Origin of the sequence: Pontibacter cellulosilyticus (assembly GCF_014306105.1) — a bacterium.
GTDB lineage: Bacteria > Bacteroidota > Bacteroidia > Cytophagales > Hymenobacteraceae > Pontibacter > Pontibacter cellulosilyticus.
In genome coordinates, this window is sequence record NZ_JACRVF010000003.1 from 239437 (window position 1) to 260489 (window position 21053).

Here is a 21053-nt window from a genome sequence, read left to right on the forward strand (position 1 = left end):
ATTATGGACACAAATCAGATCGACATTTTACTGGTGGAGGATAATGTGGATGAGGCAGAACTTACTATCAGAGCCCTGAAAAAGAATAAGGCGGCCCCATCGCTGATGCACATGACTAGCGGAGAAGAAGCGCTGGACTATATTTTCTGCCAAGGCGATTTTAAATCAAGAAACATACAGAACATCCCAAAACTTATTCTGCTTGATCTAAAAATGCCACGAGTAGACGGTATTGAGATACTGAGAAGAATAAAGTGGGATGAACGCACAAAAGTAATCCCTACTGTTATACTTACCTCATCTAAAGAAGACAGAGACATTATTAAAAGTTATCAGTTAGGCGCCAACAGCTATTTTGTAAAGCCCGTTGATTTTGAAGGTTTTGTTAAAGCCATATCTGACTTAACCCGCTATTGGCTGGAGCTTAATCAACCACCTTATTAAAGGCTAAACCTTTTATCTAACCTCACCATCTACCGCACATAGTATGGAAACAAATGTTAAGATTTTAATTCTGGAACACGATCCTAATGATCTTGAGCTATTACTCTACGAACTGAAGAAAAGCAGCCTGAACCATACTACAGAAGTAGTTCAGACAAAACAAGAATTTGAAAAGGCTTTAGTTAGTTTCCAGCCGAACGTTATACTTTCCGATTACTCCCTTCCATCCTTCGATGGACTGTCTGCCTTTCATATAAAGCAAAGTATAATGCCTGCTACACCCTTTATCATTGTATCAGGTACGCTGGGAGAAGAAAGAGCCGTGGACCTGATTAAGCTTGGCGTAACTGACTTTGCGCTTAAAGATAAACTTTACCAGATAGCCACAAAAATACAGCGCGCTCTAAACGAGGCCGAAGACCGTGAGAAAAAAGAAACCGCTGAGTTACAGCTAAGATTAAGAGAAGAACAACTGCAGAAGATCATGAACCTCTCCTTGGACATGATCTGCACCTTGGACGAAAATGGCTGTTTTGTTACTGTTAATGCTGCATCTACAGATATACTAGGCTACTCACCCAGCGAGTTAATAGGCGTAAGGGCTATCTCGCTTGCTCATGAAGAAGACAGAGAAACGGCTATTGCTGATGGTATACTTTTCAGAAATGGCAAAGACCTCATAAACTATGAAAACCGGTATATACACAAAAGCGGCAGGATTGTACACCTATCCTGGTCTGCGCGTTGGAACTTGAGTGAGAATATAGGATACTGTATTGCCAGGGATATTACAAACATTAAACAAGCCGAAGAAAAGATCAGGCAAAGCGAAAAGCGCTTCAGAACACTTATCCAAAACAGCGAAGAAGGCTTGGCACTTTTGGCAGCAGATGGTAGCATTGTTGAGAGAAGCCCAGCAGCTATCAGAATTTTGGGACTACACTCCAACGAAACATCAGGTAAGTTCAGAATAGACCTAGTTCACCCGGAGGACCTTCCGACTATTAATAATGCTTGCCAGATAGTAAATAATAATCCAAATGCTGTACTCACAGTAGAGTACCGTTTCCGTATGCCTGATGGAAGATTCAAATGGATAGAAACACACTTACATAACCAGCTACATGAGCCTGCTGTTGCAGCGGTAGTCTTGAACTTCAGGGATATTACAGAGCGTAAGCTTGCAGAACTTGCCCTGGAAAGAAGTGAGCAGAAATACCGGGACCTGTTTAACCTGAGCCCTACCCCTATGTGGCTATTCGATACGGAAACCTTACGCTTTCTGGATGTGAACGAGGCGGCGATAAAGCACTATAACTACAGCAGAGAAGAATTTCTGTCCATAACGCTTAAAGATATTCGTCCCAAAGAGGAACTGCCCCAACTAGAGACTATCCAGCGCAACACAAAAGGTACTGGTGAGTTCTTTCAGACTATTACAAGACACACAAAAAAGAGTGGAGAAGTGATAGTAGTTGACATTAAAAACAGTGTGCTGGACTTGGATGGTAGAGAAGTTCGGTTGGTATTGGCAACAGATGTGAGCGAGCGTGTAAAGCATATACAGGCAATTGAAGAGCAAAACACAAAATTACGGGAGATTGCCTGGATGCAGTCTCATGTGGTAAGGGCTCCGTTAGCCCGCCTGATGGGTTTAGTTAATTTACTCGACATTGCGCCAACAGGAGAAGCAAAAAATAGCCAGATACTCCATTACCTACAGTCTTCGGCGCACGAGCTAGACGAAATAATCAGGGATATTGTAAGAAAAGCAGAACAGGTACAATGCCATACCCAATTGGCAATAACGCCTTCGGAGTAGCTAAATACAAGTATAGCACACTAAGGCACACGCCTTAAAACAAAAAGCCTGCAAATTTCTTTGCAGGCTTTTTAGCTCTTGGTATTTCTACCAGCAGAGAGTGAGGGATTCGAACCCCCGGACCTGTTACAGTCAACGGTTTTCAAGACCGCCGCGTTCGACCACTCCGCCAACTCTCTAACGATTTCGAGTACAAAAGTATAGTACCGCCTCGAATTATCAAAACTATACGCGAAAATTTTTCACCGGTTTGAGGCTCTAAAGTATAAACCACTGAGTTTTAAGCTGAAATTTTTAGCAATACCAACATGCTCTCACGCTGCCAACACAAAATTTATACTTTGGCTGTAACATGGGTTACCCTGCCGCCGGCACGCACCAGTCGTTTAGTAACGGTGTCAATACTCACGTTTATCTCGAAACCAAGTATAAGGATCATCGAAACAAAGTCTAGCCAGATCATCAAACCAATAAGCGCCCCGATAGACCCGTAAAACTTGTTATAAGTATCAAACGCACTGATGTAGCTGGAGAAAATCATTGATACCAGGAATATCAATCCTGTAGCCACCACAGCGCCAGCCGAAAAGAAAGGCCATTTATCCTCGATGGCCGGCACGAAATAGTATACTATAGAAGTTGCCAGCAGGAACAATAGTATAATGGCTACATACTTCAGGATTACAATTAAAGTATACGTATAGCTTTCTGTTACCACCTCATAAAACACCAGCACATCCAGTATCCACTGTCCAAAGAAGATGGCCGCCACCGCCGTGAAAAGTATAAGCGACAACACAACTGTTAAGGCTGTGGCAATTACCCTTTTTTTGAGATAGCTGCGCTTATAGAAAGTATGGTACTTTTTGTCAAAGGCATCCATCAGCGACATAATGCCATTCGTTGACAGCACCAGCGCAAACAGGAAACCAAAAGACAGCAAACCACCTCTTGGCTTGTTCACAATATCTTCAATGGTAGTATAAGCTGCCGCATACATCTCCTCCGGCATAAAATCGCCTAGAAAATCAAGTATACTTTGGCCTAGATCCAGAGAAAGTATATTAGGAATGTATGGGATAAGCGTGAACAGGAAGATGAGACTAGGAAATATTGCCAGCGTAAAATTAAACGCCATGTAGGAAGCACGCTTTGTAACAGAGTCGAGGCGCAACTCTCCTATCAGCACATCCACTACATCATACACCGAAGACTGCCCATTGTTAAAGCGCCATCGCTTTAAAAAAACGATGAATTTGCGGTACGCTCTACGGCGCTTCAGGTATTGCTGGTTAAGCCTCATGCACTAAAGTATGGGTCCAGTTTCTCATGAATCAGTTCCGGCACTGCAGTTGGCTTTCCTGTCTTCATATCTACAAAAACCATCGTAGTCTCTCCTATGTTCAAAAGCGTTTGCTCTTCGTTGTATACTTCGTACTCAAAAAGTATACGAGAGCCTTTAGGTTTATGCTTTAACAGTAGCTTTATCGTAAGCAGATCATCATACTTGGCGGGGCGCAGGTATTTACATTTCAGCTCCAGAACAGGCATCATGGTACCGGTGGCCTCCATCTCTTTGTAGTGAATACCCAACCTTCTGAACACCTCGGTACGCGCTACTTCGTAATAAGCTCCGTAGTTGCCATAGTAAACATAACCCATCTGGTCTGTTTCGGCATAGCGCACCCGTATCTGTACTTCTGATTCGAACATAGCTTTGTTGACAAAGGATTAATGACAAAAGACAAAGGACTTAAAAATTTAGATTTTTTTTGTCCTTTGTCTAAAAGTCTTTTGCCCAATTAATGTTACTTCATGATTTTACGCGCGTTAAGCGCGGCATGGAAACGGCGTGCATTTGCCTGGTGCTCTGATTCTGTTCGGGCAAAAGCATGGTACCCGGAGAAATCCTCCTTAGCACAGAAGTAAATGTAATCGTGTTGCTCCGGGTTTAGCACTGCATCTATACTTGAAATAGTGGGCACATTGATTGGCCCCGGAGGCAGGCCTTTGTTGATGTAGGTATTGTAAGGCGACTGGTGACGCAGGTGCGCATTAAGCACACGACGGATTGTGAAATCACGCACGGCAAACACCACAGTAGGGTCAGCCTGCAGCAGCATGTTCTTCTGTAGTCTATTCAAATAGACACCTGCCACACGTGGTTTTTCGTCATTCTTGATGGTTTCGGCCTGTACGATAGAAGCAAGTGTGCTTACTTCTTTCTGGCTTAGCCCCAGCTGTTCTGCCTTTGCCTTGCGCTCTGCCGTCCAGAAGGTATCGTACTCCTTCTTCATGCGCTCCATTAGCTTAGGAGCAGAAGTAGTCCAGTACACCTGGTAAGTATTCGGAATAAACATACTTACAATGGTGGTGGTATCAAACCCAAGCGATGCCAGGTAGGCCTCATCATTCAGCAGGCTATCAAGTTCTTCTTCGCTGGCTTCTATTTCGTTTGCCAGTTTGGTTGCCAACTGGCTTCGCAGGCGGATATTGGCAAAGGTAAGGTCTACAGGGGTTTGCTGGCCAGAACGAAGCACGCCGATCAGTTGGCGGTTACCCCAGCCATGTTCTAATTTATAACGGCCTGGCTTCACCAGTTGGTCATAATCCATCAGCTTGGCCATAAAGCGCAGCGACAGGTGATCGATGATAGCGCCGGATGCCTCCACAGAATCCATCGCCTGCTCGTAAGTTGCATTTGTTGGAATGGTTACAAAGGTATCGCGGTCTTTTGAGTCTACGTTAGGCGTGTACACAATCTGGTACGCGTAATAAGAGAAACTCACAAACAGGAAAAGGAAAAGCACAATAAGGCTGGGCACTAATTTGCTCTTCTCTTTTCTCTTTCTTTTGGTGGTAGTATTAAAATTATCAGCCATAGTTCATGTAAAAGGTCAGAAATCTGTTTTAGGTTCCGGGCCTCAGCGTGTTTGAGCGGCAAAAATAACACTTATGTCTCTAATAACGAATGCTCCAGCTGCCTATTAGCTCAATTTAAATTGGCAGCGATCGCTTTTACTGCGTAGCTTAGCTGAAACGCATACCTGCCTAATCAAGTATGCATACTTTATACTTTACCTCATAAACATAAAACTATGGCCAACGCTATATTTCTGCAAATACACCCCGATAATCCACAAGAGCGAAAAATACAGGAGGCGGTTGAGATACTGCGGAACGGCGGCGTGATTATCTATCCTACAGACACCATTTATGGCATTGGCTGCGACATTCACAACAATAGGGCAGTTGAGCGGGTGTGCCAGATTAAAGGCGTAAAACCTGAAAAAGTAAACCTATCCTTTATCTGCTCCGACCTAACTCACATTTCCGACTATGCCAAAATAGACACTCCTACTTACAAAGTGATGAAGAAGGCTCTTCCCGGCCCTTTTACATTTGTACTTAATGCCACCAGCCATGTACCTAAGTATGCCGGCGGAAAAAAGAAAACAGTAGGGATTCGTGTGCCAGACAATAGAATTGCGCTACTGCTAGTAAAAGAGCTAGGCAATCCTATTCTTTCCACCTCCATCCGCGACGAAGACGAAGTTATTGAATACAGCACCGACCCGGAGCTTATCTATGAGAAGTACAGAAACTTGGTAGATTGTGTAATAGACGGCGGCCCGGGCAACAACAAAGCCTCTACCGTAGTGGATGTAACAAACAATTTTGAGGTGTTAAGAGAAGGCGCTGGCGATATTGAGGAGTACCTATAGGAGTTCTGAGTCGCGAGTTCTGAGTTATGAATTGCTTTGCCTAATATCTTTTGTTAAGAAAGCTCATTTCCAGTTTAGTTTATCTTCAACCCGTAACTCAGATATTAGAAACAGCCGCTTCGCGGCTATGTTTCCAGCGTTTGTGCGTCCAGAGGTAATCGGCGGGACTGCGGCGAAGGGATGTTTCTAACTTTCTGGCAAATATTTCAGTGATCGAGGGCTTATCCGGCGCGGTTGCATCTACAGGATTTCCGTCAGATATCAACTCAAAGGTAAGCGTGTAATGGCCCCGGCTGGTACGCTTCACGTCCAGGAACAACACCGGGCAACCAAAACGAGTAGCAAGCTTTTCAGCCCCTTCGTAGAAAGGCGTATCCTGGTGCAAGAAAGTTGTCCAGAAGGTGATTTCGCTCTTGAGTGGCGTCTGGTCCGACAGCATGGCTACTACACGCGGCTGGTGTCGGTTTGCAGCGAAGTCACGCAGGGTATCTTTCATTTTAATGAGCTTTGCTCCTAGTTGACTTCGCGTCTGCAGCATGAAAGCTTCAAAAAACGGGTTATTCAAAGGCTTATAAATGCCATAGGCCGGAAAACCAAATTGCACCGCACCAGCTGAAAGCACCCATTCCCAGTTACAGGAGTGGGAGCCCATCGTGATAACCGTTTTGCCTTGTTGTACAAAATTATCAAGCAACTCCTGGTTTGAGAAAACGATACGGCGCTCCATTTCAGCAGCATCCATAGAGTGCAGCTTTAGGATTTCTACCACAACATCCATAAACTGCTTGTAAAAATCTTTGGCTATCTGCTGTATCTCTGCATCGGCTGTAGCCGGAAAGGCATTGCGCAGATTTTGCAGCACTACTTTCTTCCGATAACCAATTACATAGTACACAACAAAGTATAAAAAGTTGGAGAGGATGTACAGCAGAGGCAATGGCAGCAAAGACAAGGCTTTCAGTAGCAGCCAGAGCGGGTAGTATTGCGGTGGTATTTTTATACTTTGATTCATCAGCAAATAAGCAGCTGCAAATGTACAATCTATCGGTGTTAAAAATCAGGAATTAGAAATTAGTTTTACCTAACCTTAATATACAATACCCCATATTTGCAATTCCTAATTGGCCGCAGGCTGTGGCCTTTTATTTCCAGCGTTTGTGTGTCCAGAGGTAGTCGGCGGGGGCGCGGCGGATGGCCGCTTCTAATTTTTGAGCGAAGACTAGGGTAATAGGATAGTCTTCTGTTACCCCATCAGGGTTCGTTTTACCATCAGTAATCTGTTCAAAGGTGATTTCGTAATTACCACGACTTGTGCGTTTTAAATCGAGGAACAGAACAGGATAGCCAAATCTTAAAGAGAGTTTTTCAGCGCCAATGTAAAAAGGAGTGTTTTGATACATGAATTGTGTCCAAAAATTAAAGTTACTGTGCAGCGGAACCTGATCAGATAATAAAGCCACTACGCGCGGCACATTTTTCTTCGCTATAAACTCGCGCAGCGTATCTTTCATCTTTATCAGGTGTGCACCCAGCCGGCTACGTGTGTGCAAAATAAACTCCTCGAAGAAAAGATTGTTCAGAGGCTTATATACTCCCTCTACCGGGAAATTGAATGTTACGGCAGCAGCCGAAAGGCTCCACTCCCAATTAGCTACATGCGAGCCCATAATAAGTACTGGCGTACCTGCTTTAACATAATCAGACAGACACTCTGGGTTAGTAAATATTACCCTACGCAGCATCTCTGATCGGCTCATGCCACCTAAGTGCAAAATTTCTACCATTATATCTGCAAATTGACGGTAAAATTCTTTGGCAATAACCTCAAGTTCATCTTCATTTTTTTCAGCAAAAGCCATCCGCAGATTATGGATTACTACCTCTTTTTGATATCCCAACCTATAGTACATTAGCCAGAATAAGAAGTCTGCCAACTTGTAAAGTATAGGCAAAGGCAAAGCAGCGATGCCCTTAATCAACAGCCAAAGCGGATAATACAAAGCAGGTATTTTTATACTTCTTTTCATGCACTAATAAAGCTACACAGAGGTATAACCTATAGGAACTGGAGTGAAAGTTTATTAACCCAAAATTAGTTTTATGTCAACCCGCTGATAACTAGTTTTAAATCAAGCGAAAGCAGCAACTACAGCAACATTGATTCAAAAAAGGCTTTTTCCTTCAAACAATTTAAATTATTTAGCATATATAAATGACTGCCACCAATAGAATCAGGTTTAAATTCCAAAATTTTTAAATCATACTTTAAAACTCTTAATTCCTATAGTGCTCCTACTTACCGAAACCTTATATAATCCGCCTGTCGCATTCTTCTACCATGCTCTTAGTTCGGAGGGTGTACTGCTAGAGGCCCATGAAAATTATGTAAAACAAAGCTACCGCAACCGATGCCACGTACTTACGGCGCAGGGTGTGCAGCCGCTGAGTGTGCCAGTGCTTAAAGGGAGCAGTAAAGACAAAACGAAAATTACCGAGATAGAGATTGACTATAGTCAGAAATGGTACAACGTGCATTGGCGAACCATACAGGCAGCTTATGGCCGTGCCCCGTATTTTGAATTTTATAGTGACTATATAAAGGAGGTATATGAAAGGCAGCCAAAATTTTTATTCCAATTAAACATTGATTTATTACAGCTTTATTTTAAATTACTGAAGCTGAACAAGCCACTCCGGTACACTACATTTTACAGTGAGCAGGCTCCGGAAAACGTGTTGGACTTAAGAAATAAGATTCATCCCAAAATCTATCCTGACAATTTGCACGTAAAACCCTATACACAAGTATTTGGCAAACAATTTGTACCAGAGCTAAGTATAATTGACTTGTTGTTTACCCAAGGGCCAGCATCGCTTTCATATCTGCAGTAGGGGTTCGTGATTACTGAACATTAATACTGCACAGCTTGTTTAAAGGTAGCGTTCGAAGTAAGCTTCAGCCAATTAACATTTTTTGACTTTTTTAAGATTATATAAAGTATACATGGAAGCTAAATTCTCAAACCGAGTGAAAGAGGTTATCTCGCTCAGCCGTGAGGAAGCTATCCGTCTTGGTCATGACTATATTGGCACTGAACACCTGGTGCTGGGCATGATACGGGAAGGAGAAGGTACAGCCATTGCTCTGCTTAAGAAGCTTGGCGTTTCGATAGATGAGTTAAAGTACGCTTTAGAACAAGCTACCCGAAATACAGCGACGCAAAGCAGCAACATTACCGGCAGTATCCCGCTTACCAAGCAGACTGAGAAGGTGCTGAAGATAACATACCTGGAGGCGAAGATCTTCAAGAGTGATATCATTGGTACAGAACACCTCTTATTATCCATCCTGCGGGATGAAGACAACATTTCTTCACAAATCTTAGCGAAATTCAACGTGAACTACGAAGCAATAAGAGACTCCCTGGATTATCATAGTAATAATCCACTGGCATCGTCTGATACAGACGACACAGATGATTCGGACAAGTTTTTGGGCAGTTCTTCATCTCGCTCAAGCAGCAGTAAAAAGCCAGGCGAAAAATCGCGCACCCCGGTGCTCGATAACTTTGGCCGCGACCTAACAAAGCTGGCAGAAGATGATAAACTGGATCCAATTGTTGGCCGTGAAAAAGAAATTGAGCGTGTGGCACAGGTACTTAGCCGCCGCAAAAAGAACAACCCTATACTTATAGGTGAGCCAGGTGTTGGTAAAACAGCCATCGCCGAAGGTTTGGCCTTGCGTATTATCCAGAAAAAGGTAAGCCGTGTGTTGTTTAACAAACGTGTGGTTACTTTGGATCTTGCTTCGCTGGTTGCCGGTACTAAGTATAGAGGTCAGTTTGAAGAGCGTATGAAAGCCGTGATGAACGAATTGGAGAAGTCTCCGGACGTGATCCTGTTCATCGACGAGTTGCATACGATTGTGGGTGCCGGTGGTGCCTCTGGCTCCTTGGATGCCTCTAACATGTTTAAGCCTGCGCTTGCCCGTGGCGAGATTCAGTGCATCGGTGCCACTACTTTGGATGAGTACCGCCAGTACATCGAGAAAGATGGTGCCCTTGCCCGTCGTTTCCAGATTGTAATGGTAGACCCTACTACGCCGGAAGAGACGATCGAGATATTGAACAATATCAAGGACAAGTACCAGGATCACCACCATGTAAACTATACTGATAAGGCTATTGAGGCCTGCGTTAAGCTTTCAGATCGTTACATGAGTGACCGCTTCCTTCCAGACAAAGCCATCGATATTTTGGATGAGGCTGGTGCGCGTGTGCACATCAACAACATCATTGTTCCGGATGACATTCTGAAGCTTGAAGAGCAGATCGAGAACATTAAAGTGGAGAAAAACCGTGTAGTAAAGAGCCAGAAGTATGAAGAGGCTGCTCAACTGCGCGATAAAGAGAAAAAACTCATCGATCAGCTTGAAACGGCTAAGCGTGACTGGGAAGAAGAGACGAAGAAGAAGCGTTATACCGTAAAAGAGGAAAATGTGGCAGAGGTTATTGCCATGATGACAGGTATTCCGGTAAAACGTATCGCTCAGAATGAGGGCGTGAAGCTCCTGAACATGGGCGAAGAGCTGAAAGGCAAAGTGATTGGTCAGGACAAGGCGATTACGCAGCTGGTGAAAGCCATCCAGCGTACACGTGTAGGTTTGAAAGATCCGAAGAAGCCGATTGGTTCATTTGTGTTCCTTGGCCCGACTGGTGTAGGTAAAACAGAACTTGCCAAAGTATTGGCTACGTACCTGTTCGATAAGGAAGATGCGCTGGTGCGTATAGACATGAGTGAGTACATGGAGAAATTCAGTGTATCTCGCTTGGTCGGAGCGCCTCCGGGATATGTGGGTTACGAAGAAGGTGGCCAGCTGACTGAAAAGATCCGTCGTAAGCCATACTCTGTAGTATTGCTGGATGAGATTGAGAAAGCGCACCCGGATGTATACAACCTGTTACTGCAGGTGCTAGATGATGGTATACTTACTGACGGATTAGGCCGTAAGGTTGACTTCCGTAACACGATCATCATCATGACATCCAACATCGGTGCCCGTGACTTGCAGGACTTCGGTGCCGGTATCGGCTTCATGTCGAAGAGCAAGCAGGAGAACGTAGACGATATCATGAAGAGCACTATTGCAAGTGCGCTGAAGAAAACGTTCTCGCCTGAGTTCCTGAACCGTCTGGACGACGTGATCGTGTTTAACTCGCTTAACCGTGAGGATATGCACAAGATTATCGAGCTTTCTCTTGGCAAGCTGTTCAAGCGTGTGGAAGGACTTGGTTACAAGATCGAGCTTACTGCTAAAGCCAAAGACTTTGTTGCCGAGAAAGGCTATGATCCGAAGTATGGTGCTCGTCCGCTGAACCGTGCTATCCAGAAGTACATCGAAGATCCAATTGCTGAGGAGATCCTGAAAGCAGAGGTGAATCAGGGTGATTTGATAAAAGTAGACTACGAAGAAGGCAAAGAGCAACTTAGCTTCACATCAGCCAAGTCGAATGGCAAGAAAGGCAAAGCCTCTTCAGCCTCCGATGAGGAAGAAACAGAGCCTACTAAATCATCAGGAACAGATAAGACCAAAGACAAAGAGTAACTCAAATAAAGCATAGTATAAAGGCTGCCTGTCTCAGGCAGCCTTTATTTTTTAAAAGCCTCAGCACTAACTATTCTACATTTGCCGTGTTATTTTCTTATCTGCTCTAAACTATATATTCAAAAATTGCTGTAATAGTACCGGATTTAGGAGCAGAGTTTTTAAATTTGAGAATTAATCTATTTGAATCCTTAACATAGTTATACTACATATACATGGCCGGAGAAATCAGAGAAGCCCAAATAGCAACACTTGAGCGTAAAAACGCAGAAGCCCTTTTGGGTGGCGGAGAAGACCGAATAGCAGCACAGCATAAAAAAGGAAAATTAACAGCCCGTGAGAGAATTCACCTGTTAATGGATGAAGGCTCTTTTGAAGAGATTGGCAAGTTTGTGATGCACCGCTCCAAAGACTTCGGCCTGGACAAGCAGTACTTCCTGGGCGATGGTGTGGTAACCGGTTATGGCACAATTAACGGCCGATTGGTTTATGTTTTCTCACAGGACTTTACTGTACTGGGAGGCTCACTTTCTGAGACACACGCCGAGAAGATCGTAAAGATAATGGAGCTTGCCATGAAGAATGGTGCCCCGGTTATTGGCCTGAATGACTCAGGTGGTGCCCGTATCCAGGAAGGTGTGGTATCGTTGGGTGGCTATGCCGATATTTTCTACCGCAACACGCTGGCTTCTGGCGTAATTCCACAGATCTCAGCTATTATGGGACCATGCGCAGGTGGCGCTGTATATTCACCTGCCATCACCGACTTTATCATGATGGTGGAGAACACATCTTACATGTTCGTAACCGGCCCTAACGTAGTAAAGACAGTAACGCACGAGGAAGTTACTTCTGAAGAGCTTGGCGGTGCCAGCACCCACAGCACAAAAAGCGGTGTTACCCACTTCTCCTGCGCCAATGAAGTAGAATGTATCAACTACATCAAAAAACTGTTAAGCTATATTCCTCAAAACTGCGAAGAGCTTCCGCCATCATTGCCTTATGAGCCAAAAGCCGACGAAACACGCAATGTGCTGGACACGATCATTCCTGAAAACCCGAACCAGCCTTACGATATCCGTGAAGTAATTGAGGGCATTATAGATGAGGACACTTTCTTTGAAGTACACAAGAACTTCGGCGATAACATAGTAGTTGGTTTTGCCCGTTTGGGTGGCAGAAGTATAGGCATTGTGGGCAACCAGCCTGCTGTACTTGCCGGTGTACTCGACATCAATGCAAGCACTAAAGCTGCCCGTTTCGTACGTTTCTGCGATAGCTTTAACGTGCCTTTGCTTGTATTAGAGGATGTACCGGGCTTCCTGCCGGGTACAGACCAAGAGTGGCGTGGCATTATCACCAACGGTGCCAAGCTGCTTTATGCTTTCTGCGAGGCTACTGTACCGCGCATCACCGTAATTACACGTAAAGCCTATGGCGGTGCTTACGACGTAATGAACTCCAAGCACATTGGTGCCGACATGAACTTTGCCTGGCCAACCGCTGAAATTGCAGTAATGGGTGCACAGGGCGCTGCTGAAATTATCTTCAAGCGTGAAATCGCTGAATCAGAAAATCCTGCGGAGAAGCTGGCTGAAAAAGTACAGGAGTATAAAGATAAATTTGCCACTCCTTACCGTGCCGCGCACCGTGGATTCATTGATGAAGTTATACTTCCGTCTGAGACACGTTCCAAGCTGATTAAGGCATTTAAGATGCTGGAAAATAAGGCTGTGTCTTTACCTCGCAAAAAACACGGAAACATTCCGCTATAAACACACATATACTATACCTATGGCCTGTGCTCCGGTTAATTTGCCAGAGCACAGGCTCATTTGATTAAACACTAACCAAACAACCTCACCTTGAACATGAGACAAGAATCTTTCGATTTCTTACAGAAGTACCTAAACAACTCCTCTCCTACCGGATTTGAATCGGAAGGCCAGAAGCTGTGGCTGGAGTATATAAAACCATACATCGACGAGCATTTTGTTGACACTTATGGCACTGTAGTGGGCGTTATCAACCCGCAGGCAGAGTATAAAGTAGTAATAGAGGCACATGCTGATGAGATCAGCTGGTTTGTGAACTACATTACACCAGAAGGTTATATTTATCTGAAGCGAAACGGCGGCTCTGATGCTTTGATCGCACCGTCAAAACGTGTAAATATTTATACTGCCAAAGGTATTGTAAAAGCAGTTTTCGGCTGGCCAGCCATTCACGTACGTAAGGTAGAAAACGACAAAGCCCCTACCATTGAAACTGTGTTCCTTGACTGTGGTGCCAGCAACCGCGAAGAAGTGGAGGCCATGGGTATACATATTGGCTGCGTAGCTACTTTTGAGGACGAGTTTACTGTGATGAACGACCGCTACTACGTTGGTCGTGCTCTTGATAACCGTGTGGGCGGCTTTATGATAGCTGAGGTAGCGCGTATGATCAGAGAAAACAAAAATGAGCTGCCTTTTGGCCTGTACATCGTGAATGCGGTGCAGGAGGAGATCGGTTTACGTGGTGCAGAGATGATCGCGCATCGTATTAACCCTGATGTGGCCATCATCACCGATGTAACCCACGATACGCAATCCCCGATGTACGACAAGAAAACCAGCGGAGACATTCATTGCGGCAAAGGTCCGGTAATAGCCTATGGCCCTGCTGTGCAGAACAATGTGCGCGACCTGGTTATCCGTACAGCCCAAGAAAAAGAGATACCGTTCCAGCGTTCTGCTGTGTCGCGTGCCACAGGTACCGATACTGATGCGTTTGCTTACTCCAATGCTGGTGTGGCCTCTGCACTTATCTCGTTGCCATTAAAGTACATGCACACTACCGTAGAAACCGTGCACAAAGACGACGTTGACAATGTGATCAAGTTAATTTACGAAACTGTACTTAAGATTCAGGATAAGCAGGACTTCCGCTACCTGAGCTAAGATTTATACTTATACTTTAAAAGCCTCACAGCCTATTTGGCTTGTGAGGCTTTTGCTTTTAATACAGAGAATCTAGTCTCTATATACTACCCCGTCTTTTATAACAGTTTTAGCCTTCAGCAGATTTTCAGATTTATCTAAAGGATTTGCCGAAAACAAAACTAAGTTAGCTCTTTTACCGACTTCTACTGTACCAATTGTATCTGCCCTACCTATAGCTTTAGCTCCATTTAGTGTAGCAATTTTAAACACATCTACCATAGGAATACCTATATCGTTTAACTCAAGCATTTCAGACAAGGCAGCCTTACCAGGGTCGTCCCAGTCGGTGCCAAGGTTTAGCTGTACACCTGCCTCGTGCATAAGCTTGATGTATTGTCCCATGATTGCATAGCCTTGCCTGCAGCGATTTCTCTCCTCCGCTGTCAGATACTCTGTGTAGTCATAGGCTGGGAGTTTGGCCGGTGTGGTAAAGTATGTCAGGCCGAAACGCTGAGCAAATAAATGGATAGTAGGCGTTACAGAAACCTGGTTTTCTTTTAGCAACTGTATCAGCTCCATCATTCGTGGTTGATCGGGCCCTAGCTGATTAAACAGCTCCATCCTGGAAATAAAGAAACTTCCATCTACAACATTATTTTTAATAGCCTTTGGGTAATGATCTACAAAAGCCCATGAGTTTATATATTCATACTTTGATGAATCGATGGCAGCTACTCCTATAGTATAAGCGTGCTCAATATTCTTCAGTCCCAGTGCTATCGCTTTATCGAGTGGCAGCACCTTATAATCTACATGACCGAAAGGCTGTATTCCCAACTCTTTTGCTCTGCTTATAGCAGCTGCAAATTCAGGCTCGCGCAGGCGCCAGTATAATTTTGTATTTGTAAAGCCAAGTTTGTGGTATTGGTCGATCTTAGCGTTTGCCTCCTCCGGGTTGTTTACAACTACATGGCCAGCATAAACAGGTCTGGGGTCTTGTGGAGTTGAAACAAGCGCTGCACCAACTGCCAGAAAATCGGGATGAGCAGGCGATTGCTCCTGCCATTTCTGTAGCATTGGAATGTATTGCTCACTGTCGCCACCTGAGCGAACAGTTGTTACGCCATATGGCAAGTATGATTCTGAGAACTTATGCCTGTATAGAGCTATAGAATCCGCATCGGCGCTAAGTTTTTTGCCCAGTATTTCTGAAGTATGAAAGTGCACATCCACCAATCCGGGTGTAAGAAGTTGCCCATCTGCCTTTATAATTTTTGTGGCATCTTTAGTTGTAACCCTTTTGCTGGCAGGTGAAAAAGCTGCAATTTTTCCGTCTTTCACAAACACGTGTTGCAGCCTTGTCTCGCCTGAGCGCACATCCAACACATTGGCATCTGTTATTACTAAGTCGTATACATTATTTGTGCACGACATTAATCCACTAAGAGCCAAAGTAATAAAGAGTATCCTCCTGATCATTTTAGAATTTGTTTGTTTTACATTTAAAGCAAACGTAAACATTATTTCCAAATTATGCGGCCATCATCCGCCCAAACTGATTTCCTGCCATACTCTAAAAGCTTTACCTTTGAAGTATGAACCTTCCTATCATCTCCAAAGATCAAATGGGCCACAGCTTAGTGCTGGAGCAACTGCCACAGCGCATCTTATCGTTGGTTCCTTCTCAAACCGAGCTACTCTTTGATCTTGGCTTGGGAGATAGAATAGTAGGCGTAACTAAATTCTGCATTCACCCTAAAGAGCAGGTAAAGCAGAAACCAAAGATTGGAGGCACTAAGAATTTTAAGTTTGATGTAATTGACCAACTGCAACCTGACCTGATAATTGGCAACAAAGAAGAAAACTACCAGGAGGGAATAGAGCAGCTACAGCAAAAGTATAACGTATGGATGAGTGATATTTATACTTTGGATGATGCGCTGGAGATGCTGAGGCAGGTAGGGCAGCTAACAGGTACCGAAGCAAAAGCCGCTGAGCTAGAACAAAGTATAAAAGCCGGTTTTGAGCAGCTAAAGCCACTGCAGCCAAGTATAAAAACAGCTTACTTTATCTGGCGGAAGCCTTATATGGCCGTAGGAACCAACAACATTATAGACCATATGCTGCAGCGCTGCGGACTAGACAATGTGTTTGGACATCTCTCACGCTACCCCGAAATAACAGCCGAGCAACTGCAACAGGCAAACCCACAGCTTATACTTTTATCATCAGAGCCCTATCCTTTTAAAGAAAAGCACATACAGGAGTTTCAGGAAATTTGCCCGCAGGCAAGTATAAAAGTAGTGGACGGCGAGATGTTTAGTTGGTACGGCAGCAGGCTGTTGCAGGCTCCGGCTTATCTGCAGCAGGTTATTGATGAGGTTCGGCAGGAAGCTTAAATTACAACCTGTCCAACAGCTTCAGCGCCTTCTTCGATACATCCTCATAGTAGGCAGCATCGCGTTGTAGTTGCTCAATTGTTTTGCCTTTAACTTCTCGTTTGTTTGTTGGATCTGCTAAAGAGGTGAGTGTTATAATTTGCCTTATGCGCTTTTTCTGAGAAGAGTCTATACTTTCTATTGTCATCTCCTGCAGCCGCTCCACAACTAAGTGCCGGAAGTCTTTTTTCTCCAGCGCCTCTTCGTCCAGCAAACGCATAATGGCAGCCACGGCCTCATCTTCATGAGGCGATATTATAGCAACCGTGATCAACTCATCCGTGGTAGGAAGCGGTAGCCTGATCAGCAGTTCGTAGCCTCCTGTACTTTGCTCACCCGCAGTAGTATAGTATTTCATCCAGAACCTGCCGGAACCGGAATCTCTGTAAACAGCTGCCAACCCACCAGCGGCTTCTTCCATCAGCTGCATGTTGCTCAGGAGCTCATTTATAAGACTGGCGTCACCGTACAGCTTCCGTTCTTCCATGGGCTTTAATCGTTATACTTTATCTCAAATGCTGCCTTTTGCAGGTCCTCCCAAAACCCTGGATACGACTTACGCACAACTGTGGGTTCCTGTATTTGAGTCGGAGCCAGTAGTGCCAGCGGAGCAAAAGCCATAGCCATACGGTGGTCCTGGTAGGTACGGAAATTAAACTTCTCTTTAGAGATAATGCCAGGCTCCATTCTGAACACGCCCGGCGTTATTTCTTCCAGCTTACTGCCCATACTTAACAGCTCTATCTGCAGTGCCTGTATGCGATCAGTTTCTTTTATCCGCAGGCTTTCCAGACCGGTTATCTCCAGCTTAACACCTAGTGCTGCCCCTAAGGCTACTACAGTCTGGGCCAGGTCCGGGCAATCGGAAAAGTCATACGACAGAAACTTCTCGCAATGCTTCTTGGTAAGCTGAATGCCTTTATCCGTAAAAGAAGTATAGACACCGAGATGCGCCATAATATCGGCTACAGCGCTATCTCCCTGAAAAGAATCTTTTCTTAACCCAAGCAAGGTAACATCAGCCTCTTTTGCCAGCGCCACTATACTATACCAATAGCTTGCCGCCGACCAGTCTGACTCTACCTCAAAGCTGGCTGATTTGTACTTTTGGTGCGGAACAGTGATGATATTTCCTTCGAAAGCAGCCTCTACGCCAAAGTGCTTCATCAGCGAGAGGGTCATGTTGATATAGGGCCTGGAGCCGATCTTACCATCTAACTCCAGCACTAAGCCTTCCGGCAGAAGCGGCGCTACCATCAGCAAAGCCGAAATATACTGGCTGCTGATATCGCTGCGTACTTTTAAATGCTTTTTCCCGCTGCCTTTAAATGCTTCTATTTTCAAAGGAGGATAGCCCTCCTCGCCAAGATAAGTTATACTTGCCCCTAACTCACGCAGGGCATCTACCAGCACTTTTATAGGCCGCTGGCACATGCGTTCTGTTCCTACTAACGTTTTCGACTGACCTGTGATAGCATAGTAAGCAGTTAAAAATCTCATAACCGTACCAGCATCCTCAGCATCTATAGTTTCAGAATCGCTGTTCAGCAAACGCTGCAGCAGTTGCGTATCGTTGGCTTCGGATAAATTGTGTAGCTCAGCGGCCGAACCAGAAAGCACTGATATAATCAGAGCTCTGTTCGCCTCACTTTTAGAGGCAGGTAATTTTATACTTGTATGGATAACACCTGTAGGGTGACTCAGGGTAAGACTTTTACTCATAATAAGCTATAGTAACGCAACGACTCAACTATTTGCTGCACCGTTACAGGCTGATCGTACACTGCCTTGCCAATGCCGCTCAGCAATGTGCAGTTGATGGTGGTACGCGTATTTTTTTTATCTTGAAGGGCCAGTTGAGCTATACTTTGGATATCAGCCTCCGTTAACGATACCTTCTTATAAATTGATATCAGAAACGTTTCTATCTTATCCAGCTCCTCCTGCGACAGCAGCTTATGGTATACAGATAGCCATGCCTCGCACAACATACCCACTGCTACAGCCTCACCGTGTAGCAATGCCCTTTCCGGCTTCTCCAGCAGATAGCTTTCTACGGCATGGCCAACCGTGTGGCCAAAGTTGAGCACTTTACGGTAGCCGCCTTCCAATGGATCAGCTTCAACCACTTTCGATTTTATACTTACCGAATGGCGAATCAGCTCTTCCCAGTCTTCTGTAAACAGCCCCACATGCCGCTGCGTCTGAAAAGCCTCTTTGTCGGCAATGAGCCAGTGCTTGATAATTTCGGCATAACCTGACTTTAGCTGGCGAGGCGGCAGCGTTTGCAGAAAAGCAGGGTTGATAAACACCGCCTGTGGCTCCTGATAAACGCCAATATGGTTTTTGAGCCCATGAAAGTCTATTCCGGTTTTACCACCTACACTGGCATCTACCTGCGCCAGCAGTGTTGTAGGAACCTGCACAAAGTATAAACCACGCTTAAAAACAGCCGCACAAAAGCCACCCATATCCCCTATCACACCGCCACCCAGGTTTACCAGCACCGACCAGCGGTCCAGGCTCAGCTCCGTCATGCGCTGCCAGATGTACTCGCAGGTTTGCAGCGTTTTATGCTCCTCGCCGCTTTGCACCTGAATCAGGTCGTGCTCCGGCAAGTATGGTTTTACTGGTGGATAACAATGGTGTAGGGTGTTTTCATCTACCATCACGGCTACCTTGGTAAAGGCACGGTTCTGTAAAAAATCCTTCAGCTCCTGTAGCGCGCTTTGCCCTATGTGTATGGTTTCTGTCATTCTGGGTTAGTGAGTTAGAGAGTATGGGAGTTAAAAAGCCGTTCTTGCTGCAAAACAACAATCAACAATTTAACCATCAGCAATTAATTACTCCTCGTTTAGTATCTGAGTTTGCTTACGAATAGATTCAACGTGGATCAGCTTGTACAGTTCAGCCACAAAATCAGGGTTGATTCCTGCTTCTTCGGCCCAATCGGCACGGCTCCTGAAAATCTCTTTCCAGCGCTCCAGTTGCAGTACTTGCACGTTGTTCTGCTTTTTATACTCACCGATCTGCTCTACCAGCGCCATGCGTTTGGCTAATGCGGCAATAATATCATGGTCAGCGGCATCTATCTGTAAACGCAATTCCTCGGCACGGTTTACCAGTTCTGCATCATCGTAATTTGTTTTGCGCACCTGCAGCTTTTCAAAGATCTCTGCAAGCCTGGCTGGTGTTACTTGCTGCTCAGAGTCACTTAGGGCATTGTCCGGGTCTGGGTGCGTCTCAATCATCACGCCATCATAACCTAAATCCAAGGCCTTCTGAGACACCTGGGAAATAAGGTCGCGGTTGCCGGCAATATGGCTCGGATCTACAATAATTGGCAAGCTCTGGAACTGCGCTTTCAACTCTATTGGAATCTGCCACACCGGCGCATTTCTATACTTCGACTTTTGGTAAGACGAAAATCCGCGATGTATGGCCGCCAGATCTGTAACTCCTGAACTATAGATTCGTTCAATAGCCCCGATCCAAAGCGCCAGATCCGGGTTTACAGGGTTCTTGATCATCACCGGCACCTGCACTCCTTTTAAGGCATCGGCAATCTCTTGCACTGCAAAAGGATTTACGGTGGTGCGTGCCCCAATCCACAGTACGTCTATGCCATATTTTAATGCCTCCTCTACGTGCCTGGCATTGGCAACTTCTGTGGTTACACTTAAACCAAACTCCTGCTTTACACGGCTCAACCATTCCAAACCTTTGTAGCCAATGCCTTCAAAAGTATTGGGTCTTGAGCGTGGTTTCCAGATGCCTGCCCTGAATAAATGCACCTTTCCTGCAAGTGCCTGGGCTGTTTGCATTACCTGCGCTTCACTTTCTGCACTGCAAGGCCCGGCTATTTTAAGCGGCCCCTGTTCTGCTGCACGCAGCCTGGTAAAAAAAGACTCTTTATTATTAAACTTCATCTAATGTTGCTAATTGCCGTAAAGTTAACCTTTGTTGAGACAAATGACCACTATTTATACTTTGCAGCAGCAATAACAGCTCCTGTAAAATTTATAGTTAGGTGGCCTTGTTCAGAACATTAAATGAGGCACTTCTGTTTCTAGTTTGGTTTTTCGCTGAAATAAA

The 21053-nt window shown here is 44.9% G+C and carries 18 protein-coding genes and 1 tRNA gene; 8 read left to right on the plus strand and 11 right to left on the minus strand.

What is annotated here, in order from left to right:
• The first annotated feature begins 3 nt into the window (after nucleotides 1–3).
• Both H8S84_RS11885 and H8S84_RS11890 read left to right on the plus strand, forming a co-directional pair.
• Nucleotides 4–444, plus strand: coding sequence for a response regulator (locus H8S84_RS11885; protein ID WP_187067564.1), 441 nt, complete (start codon nucleotides 4–6; stop codon nucleotides 442–444).
• Between the two features lie 43 nt (nucleotides 445–487).
• On the plus strand, nucleotides 488–2266 hold the full coding sequence (locus H8S84_RS11890) for a PAS domain S-box protein (RefSeq protein ID WP_187067565.1): 1779 nt from the start codon (nucleotides 488–490) through the stop codon (nucleotides 2264–2266).
• A 94-nt stretch (nucleotides 2267–2360) separates the two neighbouring features.
• Here H8S84_RS11890 and H8S84_RS11895 read toward each other — a convergent pair.
• From H8S84_RS11895 to mltG, 4 genes are all read right to left on the minus strand, one after another.
• Nucleotides 2361–2445, minus strand: a tRNA-Ser gene (locus tag H8S84_RS11895).
• Between the two features lie 155 nt (nucleotides 2446–2600).
• Nucleotides 2601–3569, minus strand: a complete 969-nt coding sequence (locus H8S84_RS11900; RefSeq protein ID WP_187067566.1) for a YihY/virulence factor BrkB family protein — start codon at nucleotides 3567–3569, stop codon at nucleotides 2601–2603.
• A complete protein-coding gene (locus H8S84_RS11905; RefSeq protein ID WP_187067567.1) occupies nucleotides 3566–3979 on the minus strand; it encodes an acyl-CoA thioesterase in 414 nt (137 codons plus the stop codon). The genes H8S84_RS11900 and H8S84_RS11905 overlap by 4 nt, the downstream gene beginning before the upstream one ends.
• A gap of 95 nt (nucleotides 3980–4074) precedes the next feature.
• The gene (gene mltG, locus H8S84_RS11910; RefSeq protein WP_187067568.1) at nucleotides 4075–5148 is read right to left on the minus strand and encodes an endolytic transglycosylase MltG; all 1074 of its coding nucleotides are present in this window, start codon (nucleotides 5146–5148) and stop codon (nucleotides 4075–4077) included.
• A gap of 216 nt (nucleotides 5149–5364) precedes the next feature.
• On the opposite strand from mltG, the gene H8S84_RS11915 reads away from it, so the two are divergent.
• Nucleotides 5365–5991 (plus strand): L-threonylcarbamoyladenylate synthase, encoded by a 627-nt coding sequence (locus H8S84_RS11915; RefSeq protein WP_187067569.1) that lies wholly within the window; start codon nucleotides 5365–5367, stop codon nucleotides 5989–5991.
• A gap of 97 nt (nucleotides 5992–6088) precedes the next feature.
• Here H8S84_RS11915 and H8S84_RS11920 read toward each other — a convergent pair whose 3' ends face one another.
• On the minus strand, nucleotides 6089–7003 hold the full coding sequence (locus H8S84_RS11920; RefSeq protein ID WP_187067570.1) for a lysophospholipid acyltransferase family protein: 915 nt from the start codon (nucleotides 7001–7003) through the stop codon (nucleotides 6089–6091).
• 130 nt (nucleotides 7004–7133) lie between these two features.
• Nucleotides 7134–8018, minus strand: coding sequence for a lysophospholipid acyltransferase family protein (locus H8S84_RS11925; protein ID WP_187067571.1), 885 nt, complete (start codon nucleotides 8016–8018; stop codon nucleotides 7134–7136).
• A gap of 259 nt (nucleotides 8019–8277) precedes the next feature.
• On the opposite strand from H8S84_RS11925, the gene H8S84_RS11930 reads away from it, so the two are divergent.
• The 4 genes from H8S84_RS11930 to H8S84_RS11945 all read left to right on the plus strand — a co-directional run bounded on the left by H8S84_RS11930 (nucleotide 8278) and on the right by H8S84_RS11945 (nucleotide 14538).
• Complete coding sequence (locus tag H8S84_RS11930; protein ID WP_187067572.1) at nucleotides 8278–8883, plus strand: WbqC family protein; 606 nt, start codon at nucleotides 8278–8280, stop codon at nucleotides 8881–8883.
• Nucleotides 8884–8995: 112 nt separating this feature from the next.
• Entirely contained in the window at nucleotides 8996–11596 is a 2601-nt protein-coding gene (locus H8S84_RS11935) for an ATP-dependent Clp protease ATP-binding subunit (RefSeq protein ID WP_187067573.1), read from the plus strand.
• 215 nt (nucleotides 11597–11811) lie between these two features.
• Nucleotides 11812–13371 (plus strand): acyl-CoA carboxylase subunit beta, encoded by a 1560-nt coding sequence (locus H8S84_RS11940; protein ID WP_187067574.1) that lies wholly within the window; start codon nucleotides 11812–11814, stop codon nucleotides 13369–13371.
• A gap of 96 nt (nucleotides 13372–13467) precedes the next feature.
• A complete protein-coding gene (locus H8S84_RS11945) occupies nucleotides 13468–14538 on the plus strand; it encodes a M42 family metallopeptidase (protein ID WP_187067575.1) in 1071 nt (356 codons plus the stop codon).
• A 72-nt stretch (nucleotides 14539–14610) separates the two neighbouring features.
• On the opposite strand, the gene H8S84_RS11950 is transcribed toward H8S84_RS11945, so the two are convergent.
• The gene (locus H8S84_RS11950) at nucleotides 14611–15999 is read right to left on the minus strand and encodes an amidohydrolase family protein (RefSeq protein ID WP_187067576.1); all 1389 of its coding nucleotides are present in this window, start codon (nucleotides 15997–15999) and stop codon (nucleotides 14611–14613) included.
• Between the two features lie 116 nt (nucleotides 16000–16115).
• Here H8S84_RS11950 and H8S84_RS11955 point away from each other — a divergent pair, with 116 nt between their 5' ends.
• Nucleotides 16116–16919, plus strand: a complete 804-nt coding sequence (locus tag H8S84_RS11955) for a helical backbone metal receptor (protein ID WP_230407157.1) — start codon at nucleotides 16116–16118, stop codon at nucleotides 16917–16919.
• Nucleotide 16920: 1 nt separating this feature from the next.
• Here the strand turns inward: H8S84_RS11955 and H8S84_RS11960 are convergent, their stop codons facing one another.
• From H8S84_RS11960 to H8S84_RS11975, 4 genes are all read right to left on the minus strand, one after another.
• Nucleotides 16921–17445: a hypothetical protein gene (locus tag H8S84_RS11960; protein WP_187067577.1), complete on the minus strand. Its 525-nt coding sequence runs from the start codon at nucleotides 17443–17445 to the stop codon at nucleotides 16921–16923.
• Between the two features lie 5 nt (nucleotides 17446–17450).
• Nucleotides 17451–18680, minus strand: a complete 1230-nt coding sequence (locus H8S84_RS11965) for a 3-phosphoshikimate 1-carboxyvinyltransferase (RefSeq protein WP_187067578.1) — start codon at nucleotides 18678–18680, stop codon at nucleotides 17451–17453.
• Nucleotides 18677–19714, minus strand: a complete 1038-nt coding sequence (aroB, locus tag H8S84_RS11970; RefSeq protein ID WP_187067579.1) for a 3-dehydroquinate synthase — start codon at nucleotides 19712–19714, stop codon at nucleotides 18677–18679. Before aroB ends, H8S84_RS11965 begins: the two co-directional genes overlap by 4 nt.
• 87 nt (nucleotides 19715–19801) lie before the next feature.
• Entirely contained in the window at nucleotides 19802–20887 is a 1086-nt protein-coding gene (locus H8S84_RS11975; protein ID WP_187067580.1) for a chorismate mutase, read from the minus strand.
• Nucleotides 20888–21053: the final 166 nt, after the last annotated feature.